This window comes from Bacillus cereus group sp. N11 (assembly GCF_016483605.1).
Lineage (GTDB): Bacteria > Bacillota > Bacilli > Bacillales > Bacillaceae_G > Bacillus_A > Bacillus_A toyonensis.
Map to the genome: position 1 here is coordinate 216,618 of NZ_JAEHBN010000001.1, position 23,151 is coordinate 239,768.

The following is a 23,151-nucleotide window of genomic DNA, read 5'->3' on the forward strand; positions in this document are numbered from 1 at the left end:
AAAAATTCAAGATTAAAAAAGAATAGCTAAACTTATATAAGCTTAGCTGGATGAGTATGTGACGGAACCCTAAAATGAATTACATCTTTTTCATACCATAAATAATTTTGTATAGGGAGATGAAAGGATTTTTTAAAATAATAAAGAAGTATGTATAAACAAATATATAAATGGTAGTGATAGTATGAAAATCAGTAAGTTTGCAGAAGTAAATACTGTAAGTGTAGATACGATTAGACATTATATAGACCTCGGTCTCATTATTCCTGAAAAGAAAGGTGGGCACTATTTTTTTGATGAGTATTGTCAAAAAGATATGGAACTTATTTTAGAGTACAAAAGGCTAGGATTTAGCTTAAATGAAATTAAAGATCTTTTTCTTTATAAAAATTTAGGGAAATCTATAGATTACGAAAAAAATACTTTTTATCAATCTTTATTTAAATTGAAATATGAAAAGATTGAACAGGAAATAAAAAATTTAGAGGAACAAAAAGATAAATTAAAGGAAGCGTTAAATAATTTATCTATCCCTAAAATTTCGAATTCAATTTTAGGGATAGATTTAAACGTACTTAATGTATTTAAGTGTTTTAAGTGTAACGGAAATTTGATTCTTGAAGATGGCATTATCAATAAGAATCAAATTGTTGAGGGAAAGTTAATTTGTAATTGTGGTGAAGAATACGCGATTATTTCAGGGGTTTTAACATCTGGAAAATCATGTAAATTGTATGAAAAAACATCACTTGAAGATTCTATTTCGGATTATATCCATGAAACTGATACTGCTTTTTTGGAAAATGTTCAAAGAGGAGGAGAATGGGCGAAAAAGAAACTAATGCAACTAGATTTAAATGAAAAAATACTACTGGATTTAGGGTCTGGCATTGGGTTCTTTTTACGAAATATCTATGAGGAACTACCAGAAAATTGCCTATATATTGCTGTTGATCGAGATTTGAATAAACTTTTATTTTTAAAAGATGTAATTGAAAGAAGAAACCCGAAAAGAAACATTCTATTTATCTGTGCCGACTTTTTAAACATACCTATTCAGAATTATTCTGCTGATATTGTCATTGATCAGTCAGGTACAAGTAATTATAGTTTTGAGCATGAAAACTTTTTGTTGCATGAATTAAATCGACTTTTTAAACCAGAGTGTTATATGCTAAGCTCATATATTTTATTTAAAAATTTCAGCATACATAGTCATATACCAATTAGATTACGAGAGAATTTTACCTCTTCAAAAGTTAAGGGAAAAATTCAAAAACTACAGTTTCATTCCATTGATGAAAGAACTTCTAATTATTTGGAAAGAGGCGGGAAATACGAAAATTTCTTCGTTCAAGGAGAAGAAATTTATACATATTCATTTTTCGGAAGAAGATGGGGTTAACCCCATCTTCTATTATTTTTCTTTTAAAACTTTTTAATAATAGCATATTGATATTGGGTTGACCCGAGAACTTACACTGTATGTAATACAAAGTTAAACGGGAGGAAAGAGTTATGGGATGTTTACGAATACATTCACAAAATGAGCAAAGTACTCAAGAACTAAGAAATATTTATCTCTATTCATTTGGGAAAACAGTATCAATATTTGGTAGCTCTATTTATAGTTTCGCATTAGGATTATATGTGTTACAAATAACCGGATCAGCATGGAATTTCGCAATTACGCTTATTTTAGGAACGATTCCAATGATTGTTATGAATCCATTTGCAGGTGTAATCGCAGATAAAGTTGATAAAAAGAAACTGGTCGTTTGTATGGATTTACTAAGTGGAGGCTTATTAATTACTGTTTATATATTGAGCAGTAATTATGGATTAAACTTATTCATCATTTATACTACTACTTTTCTTTTAACAGTATTTACAACGTTTTTTGGAATAGGATTAGAATCCGCAAAACCGAATATCGTCTCTAAAGAGAGGTTAATGAGTATTAATTCTATAAGTAAAATTATCGATTCTGTATCTTTAATTCTCGGTCCTATGTTAGGTGGTATCGTTTTTGCTGTTGTAGACATAAAACTTTTTATAATGATAAACGGTATTTCATTTATCCTTTCTGGCATATCCATACTGTTTATTCACTTTAAATTGTTCGGGCACGATATAAAGGAAGAATGTTCAATAAGAGAAATTAATTTTATTAAAGATATAAAAGAGGGATACTTTTACTTAATGGAGAGGGAGAGCTTAAAGAATACGTTTCATATTTTAATTTCGCTTAATTTCTTCTTAGGATTTTCTGTAACTGTTCCATTACCATACATTATTAACACAGTTCTCAATCTTAGTTCGAAGCAATTTGGTATCATTCAAGGAACTTTTCCAGTAGGGATGATAATTGGTGCAATTTTAGTGAAAAAGATAACTAATCGTTTTTCTTACTCTTATCTTTTGAAAAAGCTAAGTTCAATGTTGGCAGTTTTTATGATTATTTCAGGAATTCCAGTTTTATTCAAAAGTTTTGAAGCAAATGATTTTGTATGCGTTATTACGTATTGTGTTGTTATGTTCTCTTTCGGGCTAATAATAGCGTTAATTGATATTCCTTTAATTTATTTCATGCAAAAAGAAGTTCCTGATGAATATAGGGGAAGAGTGCTCAGTATTGGATTAAGTATAGGTAAAATGATGCAGCCGATAGCACTGACATTATCAGGTCTATTATTAAATTATATTCCGGCCTACACGCTTCCAATTGCAGGAGGGATAGTATTTCTTATTTTAAATAAAGTATATTCATATAAATTGAATTTAGAAATTCATTCCAAAGATTATAGTGTTTAACGTAACTATTTGATATTGTTACAGATAAAAAAGCGCAGGATGATGTCCCTACGCTTTTTTATCGTAATTCAGCTGTCTTTCTAATAACAATCTTATCAATATCATCTTCTTCATCACCAATAAATAATCCACGCTCTTTTAAATACATTTCAAAGTATAAATCTGCTTCTGCACGTTCATCATATGGTTTTACAGAAAGTACGAAACCTAATTTGTTTTGCTCATCTAAATGAGAAGTGGAGATATAAGCTGGTACATTATGGCGTAAAAAGAGTTCTTTAACGGGAATAATCATATCTTTCATTAACTTTGTTAACATACCCATTTCAAACTCAAAATTAAAGCGATCTATGCTAGATAAATCAGCGAATACTACACCGATAAAACCTGTATTAAATACTTCTTGGTATTCTACATCTTCGTTACCATAAAAATTCTTTTCGATCAAATAATTTATAAAATAAGACACACCATCACTTTGTTCAAAAGGTTTTGTTGAAAGAACAAAGCCGATTTTCTTTTGGTTATGTAAATACACACATGACATATATGCAGTGATATTATGTTCTTTAAATAATGCGCTCATTGCTCCAGATAGACCATCAAGTACATGATGAACAATTTGAAGTTTTTTACGAGCGAAATAATAGGATTTCTTTTGTAACTCCAATGTATCAATAAAGACAGAGCCGATAAAGCCTGTATTTGAAATAATAGGTGTTTGCTTTTTTCTTCCTCTGCGCTTTGCTTGAGCCATTGTAAAAATCATCCCTTCATGTACAATTAAATCAAAAGAACATTTGTTCGTATATGTATATTTTACTATTAAAACACTCTAAAGTAAAGGGTTTTTGATGAAAAAAACAACAAAAAAGACACCTGTAAAAGGTGTCTTAAACGCTGCAGGGAATAGGGTTTATCCCGTTTATTTATATTATGATACAGAAACAATCTCTTCTGTATCTTCTACATCTAAATGACAGTCCATAGTACGTACATCTTGATCTTCATGACTTCCGAAATAAATAGTAATTTTCATATGTATCGCTCCTTTATTCTAGGAATACCTAAAATAATTACTAGTAATGTTAATGTTTATTATATACCACTTTTTTCATTCCGACAACGTTATATCATTTTTAATTCTTTTAAGCTATCCCGCATAAATTAAAGAGATATTTTTATAGAAAAAGGTAAATAACTTATGTGTTATATTTAAAATCAAAGAGTTCGGATACTAATTTTTATGAAAGGAGCACAATTTATGAATTATAAACAGTTACTATTAGATAATTTTACATTTAAAATCTCATATATTGCTAGACTTGTGCAAGGAATGAATGTAAAAGAAACGAAGGATTACATTGCTGTCGACTGTGGTTTACCTGCAGATACATTTAATATCATTACTTTACTTAACAGTAATGTAACAGATAGAGCTAAGCAATTAAATAAGGAGGTAGAATACTATAATCAAAAGAAGTTTCCAATGTGTGTTTGGCTTTGGGATGAAGAACAAGGGCAGACTATTAAGAGCGAGTTATTAAAACTTGGTTTAAAAGAAGCAGAACATAGTATTGCGATGGTTGCAGACTTAAAAACAATTTCTCCAACAATAGACACGCCAGTAGGCTTTACAATTCAACAAGCATATTCGCTCGGACATATACAAAGATTTGGAGAAACGCTAGCTGATCTATTCGGTACATCAGAGGAAGGTATACATGTACAATCATTCTATAATCAAATTTCTTCTTTCGATTTATGGAATAGTGAAAATATGAAGCTATACTTAGGTATGTATAAAGATGAAGTTGTAACTGTTGGTTCGTTGGTCTGTACAAAAGATAGTATTGGTATTTATGACATAGCAACTCAAGAAGAGATGAGAGGACGAGGATTTGGTTCTACTATGTTTAACTTCTTGCTGCAAGAAGCAAAGAAATTAAAAAATACTTATTGCGTTTTACAAGCTTCACCTGATGGAATCAATATTTATAAAAAGTCGGGCTTTCAAGCTGTTGGACGAATGACTGTTTTTGGAAATCGACATTTATTTGAGTAAATCATACAAGTCAAATTGTTTTAAATATAGGAGTTAACATACCGTTATGAAAAAAATATCTCTAATTACAATCATTTGTTTTTTCATAGTAATAAGTATCTTTATTTTTCGGCAAATAAACGAACATAAATACACTAAAGCTATTAATCAATCAAATCATATAAAAAATATCGCACATAGAGGCGCTTCTGCGTATGCACCAGAACATACAATAGCAGCATATAAATTAGGCCAACAATTGAAGGGGGATTATATAGAAATTGATCTCAAAATGACAAAAGACGGACATTTACTAGCTATGCATGATGAAACCGTAAACCGTACAACAAACGGTAAAGGGTTAGTAAAAGAACATACATTAGAAGAAATGAAGCAACTAAATGTAGGCTCTTTTTTCAATGAAAAATATCCGAATTTTGCAAAGAAAGAATTTGAAAATGCTAAAGTTCCAACGTTAAAAGAAATTATAGAAATGTTTGGGCATAATGCTAATTATTATATAGAAACAAAGTCACCAGATGAATATCCGGGTATGGAAGAAAAGCTATTAGAAATTGTAAAGTACTACCAAATAAGTGATAAAGTTATTATTCAATCCTTTAGTGAAGAAAGTCTGCAAAAGATTCATAGTTTACATGCTAATATCCCACTAGTACAATTATTATCATATAAAAAGGCAGTTCAATTAAATGAATTAGAGATAGAAAAGTATAAAACATACTGCATTGGTCTTGGTATGAATTACAAAGATATTGATTCAGCTTACGTAAAGAAAATAAAGAAACACGGATTAGAAGTTCATCCATTTACAGTAGATAATGAAAAAGATATGAAAAAGTTACTTTCATGGGGAGTCGACGGGATGTTTACTAATTATCCGGATCGTTTACATTCAATATTGGATTTAAAAAATCATAAATAAAAAGAATTACCCGATAGGAAATGATATACGGCTGTTTTCATGATGGTAATATCATTGAATACATTGGGCCGAAGTTTAAATAACTATGCAAAAGAGAAAATAAAAAGAATCCAATAACTTTATTGGATTCTTTTTATTTAGTTCTATGCACCCATCGTGAAACAATAGGATAATGAAACTCTTTATTTTGTAATTCATATAAAATCCCTTTAATTGGTCCTAAAATTACAGCAGCTAAAAGTATTATATATAGTGGAATTGTTCCAAAAATAACAAACAAGGAATTTGTACTCAAGTCAATGTGTAATAAGGAAAACATGAGCGTACGGACTACTACGAAGTTCCAAAGAAATACAGCGAGCCATACTCCAAATTGAAAAAGGGCTGATTCTAGATTCATTTCTTTTATACTTTGTGATTTGAAAACGAAATAAAGTATGAGCGGTATAAAGAAAAGTGTATTACCAAAGAGGAAAAAGGCCAAGAAAGATAATAAAGTAATTCCATGTATCGCTAGTTTAATGTTTTTATCTTGTGATAGTATCATCAAAATCCTCCTATATTTAATGTAGATGGTAAAAAACAATACAACCCATTATATCATAGGAAACATGGAATAAAAATGAACTAGAAAGTAATCAAAATGTAACTAATTTTAACTACGCTTTTTATATTTTTTTGATACACTGACTACGAGAGGAATGCCGATTAAAGTAGGTAAAAACCAAAACCAAATTGGCGGAAGTAAATTTATAATAGGAATATGGATGCCTATATTTACTAAAAGTGCGGTGACGGCACCAATATAAGAGCCTAACATACCTCTAATATGGTGGTGAAGCCAATTTTTCCAACGCTTTTTTCTTGCAAGGTAACCATAAATCGCAAATGAATAAGAGAAAATTGCTACATAAAATAAATATGCGATTTTATCCCAATTTATTATGGACAATATGATTGCAGTAAGGGTGATAACAACATAAGATGCATGATATATTTCGCCCCATTCTGTATGTTTGCCTTTCTTCTTTTGAGCAACCATCGCTACAATACCGGTAATTAAGCATATTGTTCCAAATAAAATGTGTATGGATAAAAGAATGTTGAAAATGCTCATAATAATTCCTCCTTTTTTATTTTTATAGTATTGCAGTATAGGAGAAAAGTTGAAACATATTGTTTATTCGTCTTAATATATTGAAATAAAGGTACTCTTAGAACAAATTTAAACGGACAAATTTTCTTGAATTTAGTGAGTCACGTATTACGTGAAATGAAGGAGAGACTCCCATGTTTACATCTATTACATATTTACAATCAGGGAATGACAAGCAACAAAAGGTATATGATGTTTTGAATAAACTAAACATCATGCAGGATTTAGCTTTGTATAGTCCCGTTCTTTGCGGGACAATACCTATAAGGGTTGATACGCTTCAATCTGACTTAGATATTGTAATGGAAGTACATAACTTTGATGTTTTTGAACAAGAAATGAGATCTTTATATGGCTCTTATGAAGGATTCAAAATAAAAAAGAAAAAAATTAAAAATACTGAATCGATAAAAGTAAATTTTGAATTTGAAGGTTTTGAATTTAAATTATTTGCTCAGCCTAATCCAGTGCGTAACCAAAATGCATATAGACATATGATAGTAGAGCACATGTTATTAATGCAGCATCCACATATAAGGGAAGAAATTATTCGCTTAAAAGAGAACGGTTTAAAAACAGAACCCGCTTTTGCTCAAGTATTAAATATTGACGGAGATCCTTATGAGGAACTTATTTTATTGGGGCAGGAAATGCGTTTGTGGTAAATAAGGTACACAAAAATCCTCTTATAAATAAAAGAGGATTTTTGTTATATCATTAACTTACGGATTAATCCACTTAACAATTTTATCCCGGTAATTATTTGTTCTGGAGAAGCATATCCATACGATAAACGTATACATTGATCTGATTCTTCTTCATAAATACGTCCAGGGTTTAAAAGAATCCCTTTTGATAGTGCCTCTGAAAATAGTCTCTTCATCGGAATGTTAGGTACAACCTTTAGCCATATAAAAAATCCACCACTAGGAATATCCCAAGTTGCTATGTCTGCACAATACATATGTAAAGCTTGTACCATCATTTTTCTTCGTTCTTTTAAATGCGTTCTTACGTTCGCTACATGGTCTTCATAAAAACCTTTATTTATCCATTCAGCAGCAACTCTTTGAGATAAAGAACTAGACCCATAGTCTGTTTGCATTTTTATATCTGATAATCTATCAATAACAGGTTCTGGTCCGATAATCCATCCAATTCTAAGTCCTGGAGTTAGTGTTTTAGAGAGGCTACCAACATATAATACATGTCCATGTTTATCTATCGATTTTAAAGGAGCTGGAGGAGGTTCATCAATCCATAACTCACGGTAAATATCGTCTTCGATGATAGGTAACTGTTCCTTTTCACATACTTTTAATATTTCTTTCCGGCGCTTTTCAGACATTAATATCCCTGTTGGATTTTGAAAACAAGGAATAGAATATAAAATATTTTTCTTTTGACTATATTTAATACGTGTTAATAAATCGCTAGGTAAAATCCCGTAATAATCCATCGCTATACCAGATAGGTGTATATTTGCTGATTGAAAAACATGAAGTGAATATAAGTAAGAAGGTTGTTCGAGTAAAACGGTTGATTTTCTATGTAAAAGACCAATTGATATTAATTGTAATGCTTGTAATGCACCGGAGACGATTAATATAGAATTAGGCGATACGTGTATTCCAAACGATTTTACGTAATTACTTATTGCTTCACGTAACGGAAAAAAACCTTTTTGTTCCTCATATCCGAAATAATCTAATTCCTCACTAACGTTTTTCATAATGGATTGCATCGTTTCTAGTGGGAAAAGATGCGGGGCAAGTTCGCCTTTACTAAGATGGATAAGTGTTTTATTTGATTCTGCTTCATTTATTTCACGTACCATTACCTTACTTGGTTTATGAATACCAGCCTTTACATATTCACTCCAATTAGGCGGGGGATTCGTTGCTAATAAGGACCACGTATTATTCATAACAATTGTTCCTGCCCCGATTTGCCCTTGAATTAAGCCGTCAGCCATAAGCTCTTCTAGCGCAGTTATTACAGTACTCCGATTTACATGAAATAACTTTGCTAACTGCCGCTGGCTAGGAATCTTACTTCCGATTGGCCATTCTCCGTTTTCGATTTTTTCTTTCATATAGTCTATTATCTGCCGATATTTGGGCACCTTTTTATCGATTGTCATATAAAAAACTCCCTCGTTTATTTAAAAATGAAAAGTGGTTGGTTTTTTCGATAAATAACTGGTTGAAGACATTGTATCAACTATTAAATATGATGAAAAGAAATAATTGGCAATTTGAAAATGGTTGGTTTATTGGAGAGGAAGAGAAAACATGCTTAATAAAAAATGGAATTTCCAAATCATATGTGCTCACGCTTTTACGATTCTAATATGGGGAACTGCATTTCCGGTAATTCGTATGGGGCTTGAATCATACACACCTGAACATCTTACTTTACTACGCTTGTTAATCGCTTCATTCATACTTCTTGTGTTTTCCTTTATATACAAACTACGATTACCTGATTTGAAAGACATTCCAGCGATTTTTATATTCGGTGCTTTAGGGTTTACTATTTATCACATTGCATTAAACTACGGTGAAAAAACTGTAAATGCTGGATCGGCAAGTTTAATTGTTTCAGTTACTCCTATTGTAACGGCAATTCTTGCTTTTGTTTTTTTGAATGAAAAAATGAAATTAAATGGTTGGATCGGTGGTGTAATTAGTTTTATTGGAATTGCTCTCATATCATTTAGTCAAGGAGGTTCTATTCAATTTAATAGCGGAGGATTATTTATATTATTAGCAGCCGTTTCAGAAAGCCTATTTTTCGTTTTCCAAACTTCTTACTTGAAAAAGTACGGCTTTTTGCCATTTACCATATATACAATTTTATCTAGCACTGTATGTATGCTTATTTTCTTACCGGGAATTTATACAGAAATACTAGCAGCTCCTCTTGAAGTGAATGTGAGTGTTATATATTTAGGTTTATTTCCAACAGTACTCCCGTATCTTGCCTTATCGTATATTATATCTCGTGCTGGTGCTTCCGAGGCAACAAGTTCTCTATATTTAACGCCAGTCACTGCGTGCTTTATAGCTTGGGTATGGTTAGGTGAAGTACCGACTTTTATTTCTGTAATTGGAGGTGGGATTACTATACTTGGGATATTGATTGCTCATATACGGGTAGTAAGAAAAGAAAAACATAGGAATCTAGTAAACAATAAATCGATATAACTTAATTAGATAATGATTTTATGATACTTTTTGATATAGTTTCTTTCTTATGTTGATAAATATAATATTTTGTATTTCAGTTAAATATTGTATGTTACATTTTATGTAGTAAACATTTTAAAAGGAGATGACAACATAATGAATAGAAAAAGAAATATTTTTACATGCCTTTCTATTATAGGTATCGGATTAGCTAGTGTTTCTAATTCTAGTTTTGCAGCAAATGTAACGGATAGTTCAGTACAACATTCTATCCCTGTCATGAATCAACAAGTAGCTGTTGCAAAAGAAATGAAACCATTTCCTCAGCAAGTTAATTATGCAGGTGTTATAAAACCGAATCATGTTACACAGGAAAGTTTAAATGCTTCAGTAATAAGTTACTACGATAATTGGAAAAAGAAATATTTGAAAAATGATTTATCTTCTTTACCTGGTGGTTATTATGTAAAAGGAGAGATTACGGGTGATGCCGATGGGTTTAAGCCACTTGGAACTTCAGAGGGACAAGGGTATGGGATGGTAATTACAGTATTAATGGCTGGTTATGATTCGAATGCCCAAAAAATCTATGACGGTTTATTTAAAACAGCAAGAACTTTTAAAAGCTCTCAAAATCCTAATTTAATGGGGTGGGTTGTAGCAGATAATAAAAAAGCACAAGGACATTTTGATTCTGCTACTGATGGGGATTTAGATATTGCGTATTCTCTTCTTCTTGCTCATAAGCAGTGGGGATCAAATGGATCAGTTAATTATTTGAAAGAAGCACAAAACATGATTACAAAAGGTATTAAAGCTAGTAATGTTACGAATAATAACCGACTAAATTTAGGAGATTGGGATTCTAAAAGTTCACTTGATACAAGGCCATCTGATTGGATGATGTCACACCTTAGAGCATTTTATGAATTTACAGGTGATAAAACTTGGCTTACTGTTATTAATAATTTGTACGATGTATATATGCAATTTAGTAATAAGTACTCTCCAAATACAGGGCTTATTTCAGATTTTGTTGTAAAAAACCCACCACAACCCGCACCTAAAGATTTCTTAGATGAGTCAGAATATACAAATGCATATTATTACAATGCTAGTCGGGTACCGTTGAGAATTGTAATGGACTATGCGATGTACGGCGAGAAAAGAAGTAAAGTCATTTCTGATAAAGTCTCTTCATGGATTCAAAATAAAACGAATGGAAATCCTTCAAAAATTGTGGATGGTTATCAATTAAACGGATCAAATATTGGTAGTTATCCAACTGCTGTATTTGTTTCACCGTTTATTGCTGCAAGTATAACGAGTAGCAATAATCAAAAGTGGGTAAATAGTGGTTGGGATTGGATGAAGAATAAGAGAGAAAGTTATTTTAGTGATAGTTATAATTTATTAACTATGTTATTTATTACAGGAAATTGGTGGAAACCTGTACCTGATGATAAAAAAATACAAAATCAAATAAATGATGCAATTTATGAAGGATACGATAATTAATTAAATTTGAGAATGGTTACTTAAGAAAGGAATTAGCATACGCTAGTTCCTTTCTTAATATTTTGTAAAACATTATCCATTCTAAAATTCGCATAGATATACTTGCTTTTTTCATATACATAGTTATTGATGACTCTATGTTTTTATGAGGGGAGAGTATTTCTTGGAAAAAGTATTATTTTTCGGAGACCCAGGTATTGATGACTCATTTGCCATTATGTATGGTTTACTGCATCCCGAAATTGAAATTGTAGGTATTGTAACTGGATACGGAAATGTTGAGCATATACATGCTGCACATAATGCAGCGTATATTTTACAGTTAGCAAATAGACAAGACATTCCTGTCATTAGTGGTGCAACAAAACCACTTACAGAAGAAATTACTACGTACTACCCTGAAATTCACGGAGCAGAAGGATTAGGGCCCATCCATGTTCCAGAAAGCGTATTATCTATTCCAATATACAATTTTGGTAGTATCGCTGCGATTCTTGTAAAGTACGAAAAAGATTTAACGATTGTCGATGTAGGAAGATCTACCTCGTTAGCAATTGCTTTTAATTTATGGAGTGACTTAATGCTGAATGTAAAAGGAATCTATTTCATGGGTGGCGTCTTTTTAGAAGTAGGAAATGTAACACCATTAGCGGAGGCAAACGTGTATGGAGATCCTATAGCAAGTAAAATTGTTTTCCATCAAGCAAAGAATTTATTAATATTCCCTTTAAATGTAACAAACAAAGCTGTGTTAACACCAAATGTATTTAGCTATATTCAAGCTAATACAAAGAATCCATTTCATATGATAATGAAACCCATGTATGATTACTATCTATCCGCATACCAAAAGCTTAATCCATCTATGGAAGGACCTTTGCTACATGATGTGGTTGCAATAAGTGGATTAGTAAATCCAAGTTTTTTTGAATTTGTGCATCGTACAGTAAATGTAGATACATACGGAGATACGAAAGGACAAACATTTGCTGATTTTCGCCCTAGCTCTATATCTGAAGGAGCCCGTATAGCACTAGAAATAGATGAACAAAAATTCATTCAAGATTTTATAAAAATCATGTTATAAGTTGTTGTCGAAAAAGGGAATTATTTCACTACGTTGAATATAAAAATATATCCTCTTTATAAAGGAGCTTACAATATTGAATGTCCAGTTAAAGGTTGTTACGAGAGAGAATTGGGAAGATGCATTAAAGTTACAAGTTAAAGAAAATCAGTTGAAATTTGTTCCATCCGTAGCAGTTTCGCTTGCTAAAGTATATATAAAACCAGATGGTGACAATGTAGAATACATACCATTCGCTATATACGATGGTGACCTTATGGTTGGTTTTGTTATGCATGCTGTTGTAATAGAGACATCGGATATGTATTGGATTAACGGATTTATTATTGATCAATCGCAGCAAGGTAATGGTTATGGAAAAGCGGCATTACAAGAAAGTATTTATTTAATAAAAAATACGTTTAAGGCGTGTAAAGAAATAAGATTAACAGTACATAAAGATAATATATGTGCAAAGAAATTATATGAAAATTACGGTTTTCAACCATTGGGACATGATTATGATGGTGAGGAAGTATATCGTGTATTCGTTTAACTATATGTAGTAAAGTTGTGAAATGAATTATGCAATTTACTGAAGTGAAAATTGAAGTATTTATCCCTGAAGAATACGTTGAAATGTTGAGGGATGCGTTAAATAAAATTGGTGCTTGTAAAACAGGAAAATATGACCATTGTCTGTCCTACAGTTCTGTGAAAGGATACTGGAGACCATTAGACAGTGCATCACCTTTTAACGGGGAAATTGGTCAAATATGCAAAGGACAAGAATGTAAAGTAGAAATAAAGTGTAAACGAGTACTTGTAAAAAGTGCTCTTGAAATTATTAATGAAATTCACCCGTATGAAACACCTATCATTTATATTATACCGATATTAAATGACTATTTTAATCAAATATAAAGTAAATGACTAGGAGGAATATCAATTGAAAAGTAAATTCCATCAAATTGTACGAGCAGTCGTGATAAAAGATGAGAAATTATTGGTTGCTGAATATATTGGGCATCATTATTTTTTACCAGGTGGCCATGTTGAAATCGGGGAATCAGCAGAGCATGCATTAATAAGAGAGCTACGAGAAGAACTTGGAGTAAACTGCAGTATAAAACAATTTTTAGGAGTTATAGAAAACCGATGGCAAGATAAAGAAATGCTTCATCATGAAATCAACCACATTTTTGAAGTATCTTCAAAAGAGTTGTATATTGATTTACCACCAAAGTCTAGAGAATCCCATTTAGCATTTCATTGGATAGATTATAGTAAAGAATCTTTAAAAACTTATAAAATCATGCCAATGCCCTCCGTTAAAGAATTACTAGAAAGAAAATTAAATGATGAACTACTAAATTGTTGGATAAGTAATTTTTAAATCACTCTATGTATAGTAAATACGTCCTTCGAAAGGATATTAAGAAAATAGGCTAAAAAACAAGGTACACCACCTAGTGTAAGTTCATATTTTGTTGATGTACGTATTTAGTCTGTAGCTTTGTTTCTATTTGGTTTACAAAAATATATAAACTTTTTACATTTGGGCGGAATTACTTATAAATGGAGGGGTTCGTAATGAATCAGTTTCAACAAGAACTACAATCATTAAACCTTAATGATTATCAATCTGGTAATGTAGTTTACTGGGATCAACAACAAAATCAATATCCATACTATTATATTCAAGACGATGGACGTCGTTGCGGTGGCTGCGGAGGTTGTGGTGGACGCTGTGGTGGATGTGGCGGCAGATGCGGTGGTTGTGCAGGACGTTGCGGCGGATGTGTAGGTTGCGCAGGATGTTTCAGCTGCTTTAATTGCTGGAACTGGTGGATTATTTAAGTATAGAAAATCAATAATATTTCACATGAAAGAAAGGTGTTTATAGTAATACTTTTCTTTCATGTTGTGATTTTTTATAAGTATTAGGGGGGATTTATTTGTATACATACGATAAGTTGATTTCTTGGGTAGAGAGTATAAAAAAGAAAAACGATAGTTCTGCTACAGCGCTATGTATTATAAAGGATAACAAAATTGTACTAGAGCATTATAGTGGATATCATTCAAATACATCTACTAGTAAAAAAGTAACAGCATCTTCACAGTTCAACGTCGCTTCTGCGAGAAAAAGTTATTTAGGATTCATGGTAGCGTATGCGCTTTATGATGGGAAAATAAACTCTATTGATGATGAAGCGATAAAGTATTTTAAAGACTTTGATCCTACATTACTTGATAAAACAACGATTAGGCATTTAGTAACTCATTCACACGGTCTAGGAGAAACGGATGACGGGACAATTTTCCGTGAATTTCAAGCTGGACAAGATTGGGCGTATAGAGATATTAATGTAAGAATGGTGACGCATCTCATTTATCGGCTTTATAATAAAAGTTTTCCTGAATTGTTAAAGGAGCGTGTATTTACTCCTGCTAATTTCCAAGAAACAGGATGGAGAATACAGCAAAATGAAAATTTAGTTAACGTTGTTAATAATCCAAATGAAGACGCGATCAGTGAGGTCGGTACAGTAAATGACGGTACCGAAAAAAATCTGTTTGTCTCAGCTAGAGAGTTTGCTTATTGGGGCAACCTTCATTTAAATCAAGGCATGATAAATGGTAAACAAGTTGTTCCAAAAGAAGTTATAAAAATTGCTACTAGCTTGCAGAGTCCAGCTTATAAAAATAATGAACTACCACAAAACGGGTTGTTTTGGTTCGTTCAAAATGAACCAAAACAATTAAGTGAACTTGGTGAACGTGTTCCAAAAGGTTCGTATCAAATATTAGGAATTACTGGACCAACCATTTTAGTAATTCCTGAGTATAATGTAGTTGTTGCGAAAATGTACAATAAAAGATATAACTACGGCGGTGATAATTACTTATATTATTTACGTGAATTTAGCAATTTAGTCGCCGATACATTTACTAGCTGTAATAGGGCATAATTACTCCTATAACAAAAAGGAGTGAAAGAATTTGAAAGATAAAGTGAGTAAAGATAAAAAGCAAAATATTAAAGATGTAAATACAGAGCAAAATGCGATTTTTAGCGATCCGAAAGATGCAGCTAACATGCAAACTGTACCGCAACCGAAAGATTTTGATGAAATCGAATATTAATTTCTTATCCGACTATATGACGAATAAAAAATACGTCTTAAGTCCCATCACATGTAAGAAAATATTTGATAACATATATACATAAGCACTTGAAAATGGCTTATCTTAACAAAGCTTTCTTTAAATGTATCTGATATAACCTGCGAAAAGACACTTCATAATGAAGTGTCTTTTTGTGTACATAAACTTAATTTCCATTTTCCGTACAGTATCTTGTATTTTTCAATGGATATACTAACTGTGAAAATTCATGTCAAGGTAAAAGAAGGGGACAGTTAGTATGAAACAAACTTCTATAAATCCGCTATTAATTGTTCTAGGTACAATCATTGTTCAAATTGGCCTTGGAACAATTTATACATGGAGTTTATTTAATCAACCCCTTGTAAGTAAGTTCGGATGGAATCTCAATTCAGTTGCGATAACTTTCTCCATAACAAGCTTTTCTTTATCATTTTCAACCTTGTTTGCAGCAAAGTTGCAGCGAAAATTAGGACTTCGTAAACTTATCGCTACTGCAGGAATTGTTCTAGGACTCGGTTTAATACTTAGTTCACAAGTTTCTTCCTTACCATTACTATATTTATTAGCTGGTGTTGTTGTTGGATATGCGGATGGAACAGCTTATATTACGTCACTATCTAATTTAATTAAATGGTTTCCAAATCGAAAAGGACTTATTTCTGGAATATCTGTTTCAGCATATGGAATGGGCAGTTTAATTTTTAGATATATAAACGGAAATCTTATCGATAGCCTTGGTGTATCACAAGCATTTTTGTATTGGGGCATTATCGTCTTACTTTTAGTATTAATCGGATCGTTCTTCTTACGTGAAGCGATTGTAAGTAATACGGTAACAGAAACATTTCACAATGACTATACGCCACGTGAAATGATGAGAACGAAACAAGTATATCTGTTGTTTTTCATGTTATTCACATCGTGTATGGGTGGTCTGTACTTAATTGGTATGGTAAAAGATATCGGCGTACAACTCGTTGGACTTAGTGCAGCAACCGCCGCTAACGCCGTCGCAATGATTGCAGTCTTTAATACAGTAGGTAGAATCATTCTTGGAACGTTATCAGATAAAATTGGTAGAATGAAAATTGTCTCTGCAACATTTATTATTATTGGAGTGTCCGTCTTTACTCTTAGTTTCATTCCATTAAATTACGGGGTTTATTTTGCTTGTGTAGCAAGTGTCGCCTTTTGCTTCGGCGGTAATATTACAATATTCCCAGCTATTGTCGGAGATTTCTTCGGTTTAAAAAATCATAGTACAAATTACGGGATTGTATATCAAGGTTTCGGATTTGGTGCACTTGCAGGTTCATTCATTGGAGCATTACTTGGTGGATTTCAACCAACCTTTATTACAATAGGTGTTTTATGTGCGATTTCTTTCATTATTTCTATATTAATTCGTCCACCAAATATAGAGAAGAAAAAAGAAATCAAGCAGTTACATCGAAAAATAGCTTAGTTTTAAAAAGAGTCCTTATGGTAGGGCTCTTTTTCATTACAACGTTAACTATGCTCCTTTCATTGTTTAGTAAAGACAGGACAATACAATCATGAAATGGAATAGATAAAATAAAAGGAGCGTGATATGTAAAATGAAGATAGTAAAACAATGGGTTCAAGAAGATAGTAATTACATACGAGAAAAAGTAATTGAATATAATCAAAAACATCTTTCAAATGAAGAGAAAGCTCCTTCAGAAAAGGTTAGTTTTATAGTGAAAAATGAAAAAGAGGAAATAGTAGGAGGTATAACAGCTATAACATTTTGGCACCATGTACATGTTGATTTCCTATGGGTTTCTGAAGAATGCAGACACGAAGGATACGGAAGTAAATTAATAAAACTTATCGAAGAATTTGCAATTGAAAAAGGATGTAGGCTAATCAACTTAGATACGTTTAGCTTTCAAGCTCCGGATTTTTATAAAAAACATGGATTTAAAGTAATTGGAGTGAGTGAAGATCATCCAAAAGGACATAATCATTATTATTTAGAGAAAAGGTTATAAAGTGTATGGAATTAATTAATCTCAATATATAAAATTTAATGAATTGAAAAGAACGTATTTTGAATCATCTATATCAAAATACGTTCTTTTTAATTTGTATGTATCTGGTAAAATGAAATAGAGACAGAAAATTCTTATTAATAAAGGGGTAAATATGAAAAAGGTTAATGTTACATACGCGCTTTTGTACGATAAAACGAACGAAAAAATCTTAATGGTAAAAAACAAAGGGAAAAATGGATCTTATTACACATTACCAGGTGGCGCAGTTAAATTTGGGGAAACGTTAGAAGAGGCAGTCATTCGGGAAGTAAAAGAAGAAACAGGGCTACATATAACTGTAAAGGGGATTTGTTCCATAAGCGAAGCCTTTTTCGAGGAGAGAGGCCATCATGCCATTTTCTTTAATTTTTTAGGTGAAATAATCGGCGGAGAGACATATATATCCCGTCCAAAAGAAATCGAAGAGATTACTTGGATGGAATTACATATAGCAGCACCGTATTTACGTATACCTGAACAGTTACTAGATTTTTTACAAAGGAAAGAAACAGTACCTTACTTTTTTAACGGAACAATCGTTCATCAATCTTTATAAATAAATCATTTCATTTAAGGCGGGGAAAAACATGGAGTTTATCGTTAATCACAAACATATCACTCAAGCACTTTCAGAAGTAAGTAAAGCTATATCTACAAAAGTTTTAATTCCTATATTATCTGGTATCAAAATAACAGCCGATCAATCTGGAATTACTTTAATCGCAAGTAACTCGAATGTTTTTATTAAAAAATTTATACCTAATTCAATCGAAGACGAACAGATTGCAACTATATTACAAGCAGGATCTATTGTTGTACCTGCAAAATATTTCATTGAAATTATAAAGAAAATGCCAAGTGATATAGTAATAAAAAGTAAGAATGAACAAATCATTACGATACAATCAGAAGAAATTACATTAAACTTAAATGGACTTCCAGCAAATGAGTTTCCGAATGTACCACTTATAGAGGATCATGCAGAAATACAAGTAGAAACAGAACAATTGATTGAAGTGTTTAAACAAACTGTCTTTGCAGTAGCTAAAAACGAATCCAGACCTGTTCTCACCGGAGTACATATAGAGTTAGATCATAATAAGTTAGTTTGCGCTGCTACTGACTCGCATAGACTAGCTATACGTGAAACGCTAATTTCTTCAGATGCGAAAGCAAATTGTATCGTACCAAGCGCAACCATTAGTGAACTTCTAAAATTAATGAACAGTCATACGGAATTCGTATACATATACCTTTCAGACAGTCACGTTATTTTTACATTCGGAACAACTACGTTATATTCAAGACTCATTGAAGGGAAATATCCTAATATATCTAATCTCATTCCAAATGAATTTCAAACGGTTATTAACGTAGAAAGAAAAAAGATTTTACAAGGTGTAGATCGATCGAGCTTATTAGCAAGTGAATGGGCAAATAACAACGTCAACTTAGAAATCATCAATGAATCCACAATTAAAATTTCTTCTAACGCTTCTCAGATTGGTAAAATAGCTGAAACACAACAAGTAGATGCGATTCAAGGTGAAAAACAATTAAATATATCTTTCGACGGACGATTTATGGTAGATGCTTTAAGGGCAATAACAGAAGAAATGGTTACTTTAAGTTTTGGTGGTTCAATGAGACCGATATTAATCGAAGCAGGAGAGCAAACTGCCGCAGTACATCTTATATCGCCAGTAAGAGCTTATTAGGAACAAAGGAAGGACTTACATTATGCACAAGCACACTTTATGCTTTATAAAAAGAAATGAAGAAATACTGATGCTAAATAGAGAATATGACCCTGTAAAAGGATTATGGAACGGGGTAGGAGGGAAGATAGAACCGGGAGAAACACCTTTAGCAAGTGCAATTCGTGAAATAAAAGAAGAGACTGATATAGATGTTAAGCAAAATCAAATTCAATTTAAAGGAATTGTTAAGTGGGAAGACTTTTCATACTCTGGTGGCATGTATGTTTATGTGGTAGAACTACAAAATGAAGTTACATATGATACACCTAAAAAAGTATCCGAAGGGATTTTAGATTGGAAAAGTGTGTCTTGGATATTAAGCGACTATAATTACGGTGTAGGAGAGATGTTACCTAAATTATTACCTGAAGTACTTCATAATGAATTCATATTAGAGCACAATTTTGTATTATCTAATCATAAATTAATAGATTATAGGAATGAAGAATTGGTTATGTTGGACAGCAAATTTAATAGGAAGAAGCAGATGTAATTATTTAAGAAATATTTTTAAAGAAGTAAATCTTTTAACATAAAAGAGCGGATAATTTTTAACTAATAGGTGCGCTTAAATGCAAAGAAACCTAATTACAAAAAGAGCGAATCCCTTATAAAAAGGTTCGCTCTTTTTTACATATACAATTAAACTTCGCGCCACCAAGTTGATGAAAGATAGTTTGTAGATTTTAATGTAATTGATTCACCAATTTGTGGCGTTGCAACTGTAACTCCTAAACGTTTTGCTTCTTTCGTAACGCGTTCAATTGGATCGCTCCATTCATGCAACGCTAATGTAAAAGCACCCCAATGAATCGGAAGTAGTAATTCTCCTTTAACGTCAATATGAGCTTGTACCGTCTCTTCTGGCAACATATGAATAGCAGACCAACGTGTATCATATTGCCCGCATTCCATTAAAGTAAGATCAAATGGACCGTATTTATCACCAATTTCTTTAAAGTGAGGAGCATATCCGCTATCACCACTAAAGAAGACTTTAGTTTCTTGACCAAGAATAAGCCATGAACACCATAACGAACGATCTCTATCTGTCATACTTCGTCCAGAGAAATGTCTTGCAGGAGCGCATACTAACTTAATAGTATCAAACGTAATTTCATCCCACCATTTATGCTCACTAATCTTACTAGGTGAAACACCCCATTTAATAAGATATTGTGCAACTCCCGTCGGAACGTAAAAATGCTTCGTACGATCTTTTAACTCCATAATACTTTTATAATTTAAGTGGTCATAGTGATTATGTGAAATGATAATCGCATCAATTTCTTGAAGGTCTTCACGTTCTAAAGAAAACACACCACTATACCGCTTACTATTAAAAATAGGAAATGGAGAAGATGCATCACCAAGCATAGGATCTAATAACAGCTTTTTACCTTCTACTTTTAAAAGAGACGCAGAATGGCCAAACCATGTAACACTCTCTAAAGATTCATCGTCTTTATTTGATAAAACGATAGGTAAATCCTTTATAGGACGCAGCTTTGATTTCATTTTAAAATAATCCGTCATTAAACCTATAATATCTTTCGGTTTAAAACTCATATCAGTATGAATTTGATTTGTATATTTCTTATTCATTGGTTCTCCTTTTTACGTTTAACAATATACGTATGTTGTTATTGTAGCTATTTGTATTTTAAACTATATCATTTTACCTTTCATCTTACATGCAGTACATTTCATAAATTCGTCAAATTCATTATTCGTATATATAAAATAGAATTTATTCAGCAGCAGATAAAACTAATATGAAGTAAATGTAAATTATTTTAATTTAGTAAAATTCCTCTTATAAGAATCCGAGAACATATGTTCCGTTGTATGTTATAGAAGAGAATATGTCTCTAATGAACAATAGGAAGGAGAGGATGTAGATGCAAATAGAGAGAAAAAAGAAGTCAAAATGTAAACTATCAAAATCTGAAATCATCCAGCTGTATGCAGAAGGGAAGAGTACCTCAGAAATTGCTATGCTTGCTAATGTGTCTGCAAGGTATATTCGTATGGTTCTAACAGACAACAACGTTCCTAGGCGCGCTATAGGGAGCTGGAGGAGAAAGTATGACATAATAGAAGATTATTTTAAAACGTGGTCAAATAACATGGCTTATATTTTAGGGTTTATAGCAGCAGATGGTGTAATCCAAAAAGAAAACCAATGTGTCAGTATCTCACAAAAAGAAAGTGACATTTTAGAAGATATTAAAAAAGAACTAAACACAAACCAGCCACTTTACCAAAATAAAAAAACTGGCGTATATATGCTAAACATTAATAGTAAAACAATAAAAGACGACATTATGAACATACACGGAATCATGCCGTGTAAATCATGTAACATCGAATTTCCTTTTGTACCAGAAGAATATTTACATCATTTTGTTCGTGGGTATTTTGATGGGGATGGACATGTAAACTCTCATAAATACTTTGTTAGCTTCGTTGGTGGATCATATAATTTTATGAATTCTTTTAAAGGTATACTTGAGAATAATAAATTCCAATTGAGTTTTGTTGACAAAGTAAAACAATATCGCATATACCTTAGTGGTAAAGAAAATGTTAATAAATTTTCAAAGTGGATTTATAAAGATAAAGGATTGTATTTAGAGCGTAAATACACTATTTTTCAGCAAAAAGAAGAATAATATACTAATAAGTAAGAATTCTTTTATGATATAACATATTAGAAGATTGTTTATTGCAAAAGAAATTTTTGAATCCAGAAACGATGCCAGCCACTTTTGGATATTCACATATAGTCGAGGTTAGCAACACCAAACGGACCGTATATATCTGGAAAAATCGCTATAAATACTGATGGTCGAATAGTTGGAATTAACGATTTAAGTTTACAAATAAGACAAGTATTTGAAAATATAAAGACTACTTTTGAATCTTCCGGATTAAACTTTAATGAGGTTATAAAATTAACATTTTTTCTAACAGTCATTTCAAAAATGGCGATAGATAGAGAAATATGTGATCAGTATATCAATACAAACAATCCACCAGCAAGTTCAGCTGTAGAAGTTAACAAACTAATTCACGACGAATTAGTAATTGAAATCGAAGCAATTGCTGTAGCAAACTAATAAATAAACATATATTAATCATTCTCAAAGCAACTTGTTCTTTAATTAAAAAGCATTTTCAAGAACATATAAATTATAAATGCAAAGTCAAACAAATTGCACTGATTTAAAAGTAACGAACTAATCAATCACGTACAAACAAAGAAAAGGGGAGTATAAAAAAATAATACTAATATTTAATAAGTTTATTACTTTTTATTAGTTGACATAATATATATTATAGGCAGTTATAGAAACAAAGTAATATCAGGTATCAAAAACCAAGTAAACTATACTTAATGAGACGAGACAGAGATTTTCAGTGAG

25 protein-coding genes and 1 pseudogene are annotated in these 23,151 nt (G+C 31.7%); 21 read left to right on the plus strand and 5 right to left on the minus strand.

Annotation, left to right across the window (positions count from 1 at the left end; genetic code table 11):
* Nucleotides 1–184: 184 nt before the first annotated feature.
* Together JDS98_RS01085 and JDS98_RS01090 are read left to right on the plus strand one after the other, a co-directional pair.
* Complete coding sequence (locus tag JDS98_RS01085; protein WP_199633449.1) at nt 185–1,405, plus strand: methyltransferase domain-containing protein; 1,221 nt, start codon at nt 185–187, stop codon at nt 1,403–1,405.
* A gap of 113 nt (nt 1,406–1,518) precedes the next feature.
* Nucleotides 1,519–2,814: an MFS transporter gene (locus tag JDS98_RS01090; RefSeq protein ID WP_199631663.1), complete on the plus strand. Its 1,296-nt coding sequence runs from the start codon at nt 1,519–1,521 to the stop codon at nt 2,812–2,814.
* A 58-nt stretch (nt 2,815–2,872) separates the two neighbouring features.
* On the opposite strand, the gene JDS98_RS01095 is transcribed toward JDS98_RS01090, so the two are convergent.
* Complete coding sequence (locus JDS98_RS01095; protein ID WP_002038924.1) at nt 2,873–3,583, minus strand: hypothetical protein; 711 nt, start codon at nt 3,581–3,583, stop codon at nt 2,873–2,875.
* Nucleotides 3,584–4,078: 495 nt separating this feature from the next.
* Here JDS98_RS01095 and JDS98_RS01100 point away from each other — a divergent pair, with 495 nt between their 5' ends.
* Together JDS98_RS01100 and JDS98_RS01105 are read left to right on the plus strand one after the other, a co-directional pair.
* The gene (locus JDS98_RS01100; RefSeq protein WP_199633450.1) at nt 4,079–4,879 is read left to right on the plus strand and encodes a GNAT family N-acetyltransferase; all 801 of its coding nucleotides are present in this window, start codon (nt 4,079–4,081) and stop codon (nt 4,877–4,879) included.
* A 46-nt stretch (nt 4,880–4,925) separates the two neighbouring features.
* On the plus strand, nt 4,926–5,801 hold the full coding sequence (locus JDS98_RS01105; protein WP_199633451.1) for a glycerophosphodiester phosphodiesterase: 876 nt from the start codon (nt 4,926–4,928) through the stop codon (nt 5,799–5,801).
* A 133-nt stretch (nt 5,802–5,934) separates the two neighbouring features.
* Here the strand turns inward: JDS98_RS01105 and JDS98_RS01110 are convergent, their stop codons facing one another.
* Nucleotides 5,935–6,348, minus strand: a complete 414-nt coding sequence (locus JDS98_RS01110) for a magnetosome magnetite crystal formation protein family (RefSeq protein ID WP_000603895.1) — start codon at nt 6,346–6,348, stop codon at nt 5,935–5,937.
* 108 nt (nt 6,349–6,456) lie between these two features.
* A complete protein-coding gene (locus JDS98_RS01115; RefSeq protein ID WP_000021723.1) occupies nt 6,457–6,918 on the minus strand; it encodes a DUF2306 domain-containing protein in 462 nt (153 codons plus the stop codon).
* 173 nt (nt 6,919–7,091) lie between these two features.
* Between JDS98_RS01115 and JDS98_RS01120 the strand changes: the two genes are divergently transcribed.
* Entirely contained in the window at nt 7,092–7,622 is a 531-nt protein-coding gene (locus JDS98_RS01120) for a DUF4269 domain-containing protein (protein ID WP_199633452.1), read from the plus strand.
* 44 nt (nt 7,623–7,666) lie between these two features.
* Here JDS98_RS01120 and pdxR read toward each other — a convergent pair whose 3' ends face one another.
* Nucleotides 7,667–9,100, minus strand: a complete 1,434-nt coding sequence (pdxR, locus tag JDS98_RS01125) for a MocR-like pyridoxine biosynthesis transcription factor PdxR (RefSeq protein WP_199633453.1) — start codon at nt 9,098–9,100, stop codon at nt 7,667–7,669.
* 151 nt (nt 9,101–9,251) lie between these two features.
* On the opposite strand from pdxR, the gene JDS98_RS01130 reads away from it, so the two are divergent.
* From JDS98_RS01130 to JDS98_RS01195, 14 genes are all read left to right on the plus strand, one after another.
* Nucleotides 9,252–10,166: a DMT family transporter gene (locus JDS98_RS01130; protein ID WP_097958619.1), complete on the plus strand. Its 915-nt coding sequence runs from the start codon at nt 9,252–9,254 to the stop codon at nt 10,164–10,166.
* 138 nt (nt 10,167–10,304) lie between these two features.
* Nucleotides 10,305–11,666, plus strand: coding sequence for a family 8 glycosyl hydrolase (locus JDS98_RS01135; RefSeq protein ID WP_199633454.1), 1,362 nt, complete (start codon nt 10,305–10,307; stop codon nt 11,664–11,666).
* A 163-nt stretch (nt 11,667–11,829) separates the two neighbouring features.
* Nucleotides 11,830–12,753 (plus strand): nucleoside hydrolase, encoded by a 924-nt coding sequence (locus JDS98_RS01140; protein WP_199633455.1) that lies wholly within the window; start codon nt 11,830–11,832, stop codon nt 12,751–12,753.
* Nucleotides 12,754–12,829: 76 nt separating this feature from the next.
* Nucleotides 12,830–13,288 (plus strand): GNAT family N-acetyltransferase, encoded by a 459-nt coding sequence (locus JDS98_RS01145; protein WP_087969310.1) that lies wholly within the window; start codon nt 12,830–12,832, stop codon nt 13,286–13,288.
* A 29-nt stretch (nt 13,289–13,317) separates the two neighbouring features.
* Nucleotides 13,318–13,656, plus strand: a complete 339-nt coding sequence (gene cutA, locus JDS98_RS01150) for a divalent cation tolerance protein CutA (RefSeq protein ID WP_087969309.1) — start codon at nt 13,318–13,320, stop codon at nt 13,654–13,656.
* Between the two features lie 25 nt (nt 13,657–13,681).
* Nucleotides 13,682–14,128 (plus strand): NUDIX domain-containing protein, encoded by a 447-nt coding sequence (locus JDS98_RS01155; RefSeq protein WP_097958624.1) that lies wholly within the window; start codon nt 13,682–13,684, stop codon nt 14,126–14,128.
* Between the two features lie 197 nt (nt 14,129–14,325).
* Nucleotides 14,326–14,592, plus strand: a complete 267-nt coding sequence (locus JDS98_RS01160; RefSeq protein ID WP_001071378.1) for a heterocycloanthracin/sonorensin family bacteriocin — start codon at nt 14,326–14,328, stop codon at nt 14,590–14,592.
* Nucleotides 14,593–14,690: 98 nt separating this feature from the next.
* The gene (locus JDS98_RS01165) at nt 14,691–15,707 is read left to right on the plus strand and encodes a serine hydrolase domain-containing protein (RefSeq protein WP_199633456.1); all 1,017 of its coding nucleotides are present in this window, start codon (nt 14,691–14,693) and stop codon (nt 15,705–15,707) included.
* A 31-nt stretch (nt 15,708–15,738) separates the two neighbouring features.
* Nucleotides 15,739–15,882, plus strand: coding sequence for a hypothetical protein (locus JDS98_RS01170; RefSeq protein WP_000653682.1), 144 nt, complete (start codon nt 15,739–15,741; stop codon nt 15,880–15,882).
* Between the two features lie 280 nt (nt 15,883–16,162).
* The gene (locus tag JDS98_RS01175) at nt 16,163–17,371 is read left to right on the plus strand and encodes an L-lactate MFS transporter (RefSeq protein ID WP_199633457.1); all 1,209 of its coding nucleotides are present in this window, start codon (nt 16,163–16,165) and stop codon (nt 17,369–17,371) included.
* Nucleotides 17,372–17,504: 133 nt separating this feature from the next.
* Nucleotides 17,505–17,921, plus strand: a complete 417-nt coding sequence (locus JDS98_RS01180) for a GNAT family N-acetyltransferase (RefSeq protein ID WP_000706730.1) — start codon at nt 17,505–17,507, stop codon at nt 17,919–17,921.
* 154 nt (nt 17,922–18,075) lie between these two features.
* Nucleotides 18,076–18,519, plus strand: coding sequence for an NUDIX hydrolase (locus JDS98_RS01185; protein ID WP_000757632.1), 444 nt, complete (start codon nt 18,076–18,078; stop codon nt 18,517–18,519).
* Nucleotides 18,520–18,550: 31 nt separating this feature from the next.
* A complete protein-coding gene (gene dnaN / locus JDS98_RS01190) occupies nt 18,551–19,681 on the plus strand; it encodes a DNA polymerase III subunit beta (RefSeq protein WP_199633458.1) in 1,131 nt (376 codons plus the stop codon).
* 22 nt (nt 19,682–19,703) lie between these two features.
* On the plus strand, nt 19,704–20,216 hold the full coding sequence (locus tag JDS98_RS01195; RefSeq protein ID WP_097958630.1) for an NUDIX hydrolase: 513 nt from the start codon (nt 19,704–19,706) through the stop codon (nt 20,214–20,216).
* Between the two features lie 149 nt (nt 20,217–20,365).
* On the opposite strand, the gene JDS98_RS01200 is transcribed toward JDS98_RS01195, so the two are convergent.
* Nucleotides 20,366–21,328, minus strand: coding sequence for an MBL fold metallo-hydrolase (locus JDS98_RS01200; RefSeq protein WP_098001112.1), 963 nt, complete (start codon nt 21,326–21,328; stop codon nt 20,366–20,368).
* Nucleotides 21,329–21,624: 296 nt separating this feature from the next.
* Here JDS98_RS01200 and JDS98_RS01205 point away from each other — a divergent pair, with 296 nt between their 5' ends.
* Together JDS98_RS01205 and JDS98_RS01210 are read left to right on the plus strand one after the other, a co-directional pair.
* Nucleotides 21,625–22,398, plus strand: a complete 774-nt coding sequence (locus tag JDS98_RS01205; RefSeq protein WP_199633459.1) for an LAGLIDADG family homing endonuclease — start codon at nt 21,625–21,627, stop codon at nt 22,396–22,398.
* 53 nt (nt 22,399–22,451) lie between these two features.
* Nucleotides 22,452–22,845, plus strand: a pseudogene (locus JDS98_RS01210) (RidA family protein).
* Nucleotides 22,846–23,151: the final 306 nt, after the last annotated feature.

Excerpts from the sequence above, each read along its gene's own strand:
- JDS98_RS01085 (WP_199633449.1), top strand. The coding sequence starts at position 185 with ATGAAAATCAGTAAGTTTGCAGAAGTAAATACTGTAAGTGTAGATACG.
- JDS98_RS01090 (WP_199631663.1), top strand. The coding sequence starts at position 1,519 with ATGGGATGTTTACGAATACATTCACAAAATGAGCAAAGTACTCAAGAA.
- JDS98_RS01095 (WP_002038924.1), bottom strand. The coding sequence starts at position 3,583 with ATGATTTTTACAATGGCTCAAGCAAAGCGCAGAGGAAGAAAAAAGCAA.
- JDS98_RS01100 (WP_199633450.1), top strand. The coding sequence starts at position 4,079 with ATGAATTATAAACAGTTACTATTAGATAATTTTACATTTAAAATCTCA.
- JDS98_RS01105 (WP_199633451.1), top strand. The coding sequence starts at position 4,926 with ATGAAAAAAATATCTCTAATTACAATCATTTGTTTTTTCATAGTAATA.
- JDS98_RS01110 (WP_000603895.1), bottom strand. The coding sequence starts at position 6,348 with ATGATACTATCACAAGATAAAAACATTAAACTAGCGATACATGGAATT.
- JDS98_RS01115 (WP_000021723.1), bottom strand. The coding sequence starts at position 6,918 with ATGAGCATTTTCAACATTCTTTTATCCATACACATTTTATTTGGAACA.
- JDS98_RS01120 (WP_199633452.1), top strand. The coding sequence starts at position 7,092 with ATGTTTACATCTATTACATATTTACAATCAGGGAATGACAAGCAACAA.
- pdxR (WP_199633453.1), bottom strand. The coding sequence starts at position 9,100 with ATGACAATCGATAAAAAGGTGCCCAAATATCGGCAGATAATAGACTAT.
- JDS98_RS01130 (WP_097958619.1), top strand. The coding sequence starts at position 9,252 with ATGCTTAATAAAAAATGGAATTTCCAAATCATATGTGCTCACGCTTTT.
- JDS98_RS01135 (WP_199633454.1), top strand. The coding sequence starts at position 10,305 with ATGAATAGAAAAAGAAATATTTTTACATGCCTTTCTATTATAGGTATC.
- cutA (WP_087969309.1), top strand. The coding sequence starts at position 13,318 with ATGCAATTTACTGAAGTGAAAATTGAAGTATTTATCCCTGAAGAATAC.
- JDS98_RS01160 (WP_001071378.1), top strand. The coding sequence starts at position 14,326 with ATGAATCAGTTTCAACAAGAACTACAATCATTAAACCTTAATGATTAT.
- JDS98_RS01175 (WP_199633457.1), top strand. The coding sequence starts at position 16,163 with ATGAAACAAACTTCTATAAATCCGCTATTAATTGTTCTAGGTACAATC.
- JDS98_RS01180 (WP_000706730.1), top strand. The coding sequence starts at position 17,505 with ATGAAGATAGTAAAACAATGGGTTCAAGAAGATAGTAATTACATACGA.
- JDS98_RS01185 (WP_000757632.1), top strand. The coding sequence starts at position 18,076 with ATGAAAAAGGTTAATGTTACATACGCGCTTTTGTACGATAAAACGAAC.
- dnaN (WP_199633458.1), top strand. The coding sequence starts at position 18,551 with ATGGAGTTTATCGTTAATCACAAACATATCACTCAAGCACTTTCAGAA.
- JDS98_RS01195 (WP_097958630.1), top strand. The coding sequence starts at position 19,704 with ATGCACAAGCACACTTTATGCTTTATAAAAAGAAATGAAGAAATACTG.
- JDS98_RS01200 (WP_098001112.1), bottom strand. The coding sequence starts at position 21,328 with ATGAATAAGAAATATACAAATCAAATTCATACTGATATGAGTTTTAAA.
- JDS98_RS01205 (WP_199633459.1), top strand. The coding sequence starts at position 21,625 with ATGCAAATAGAGAGAAAAAAGAAGTCAAAATGTAAACTATCAAAATCT.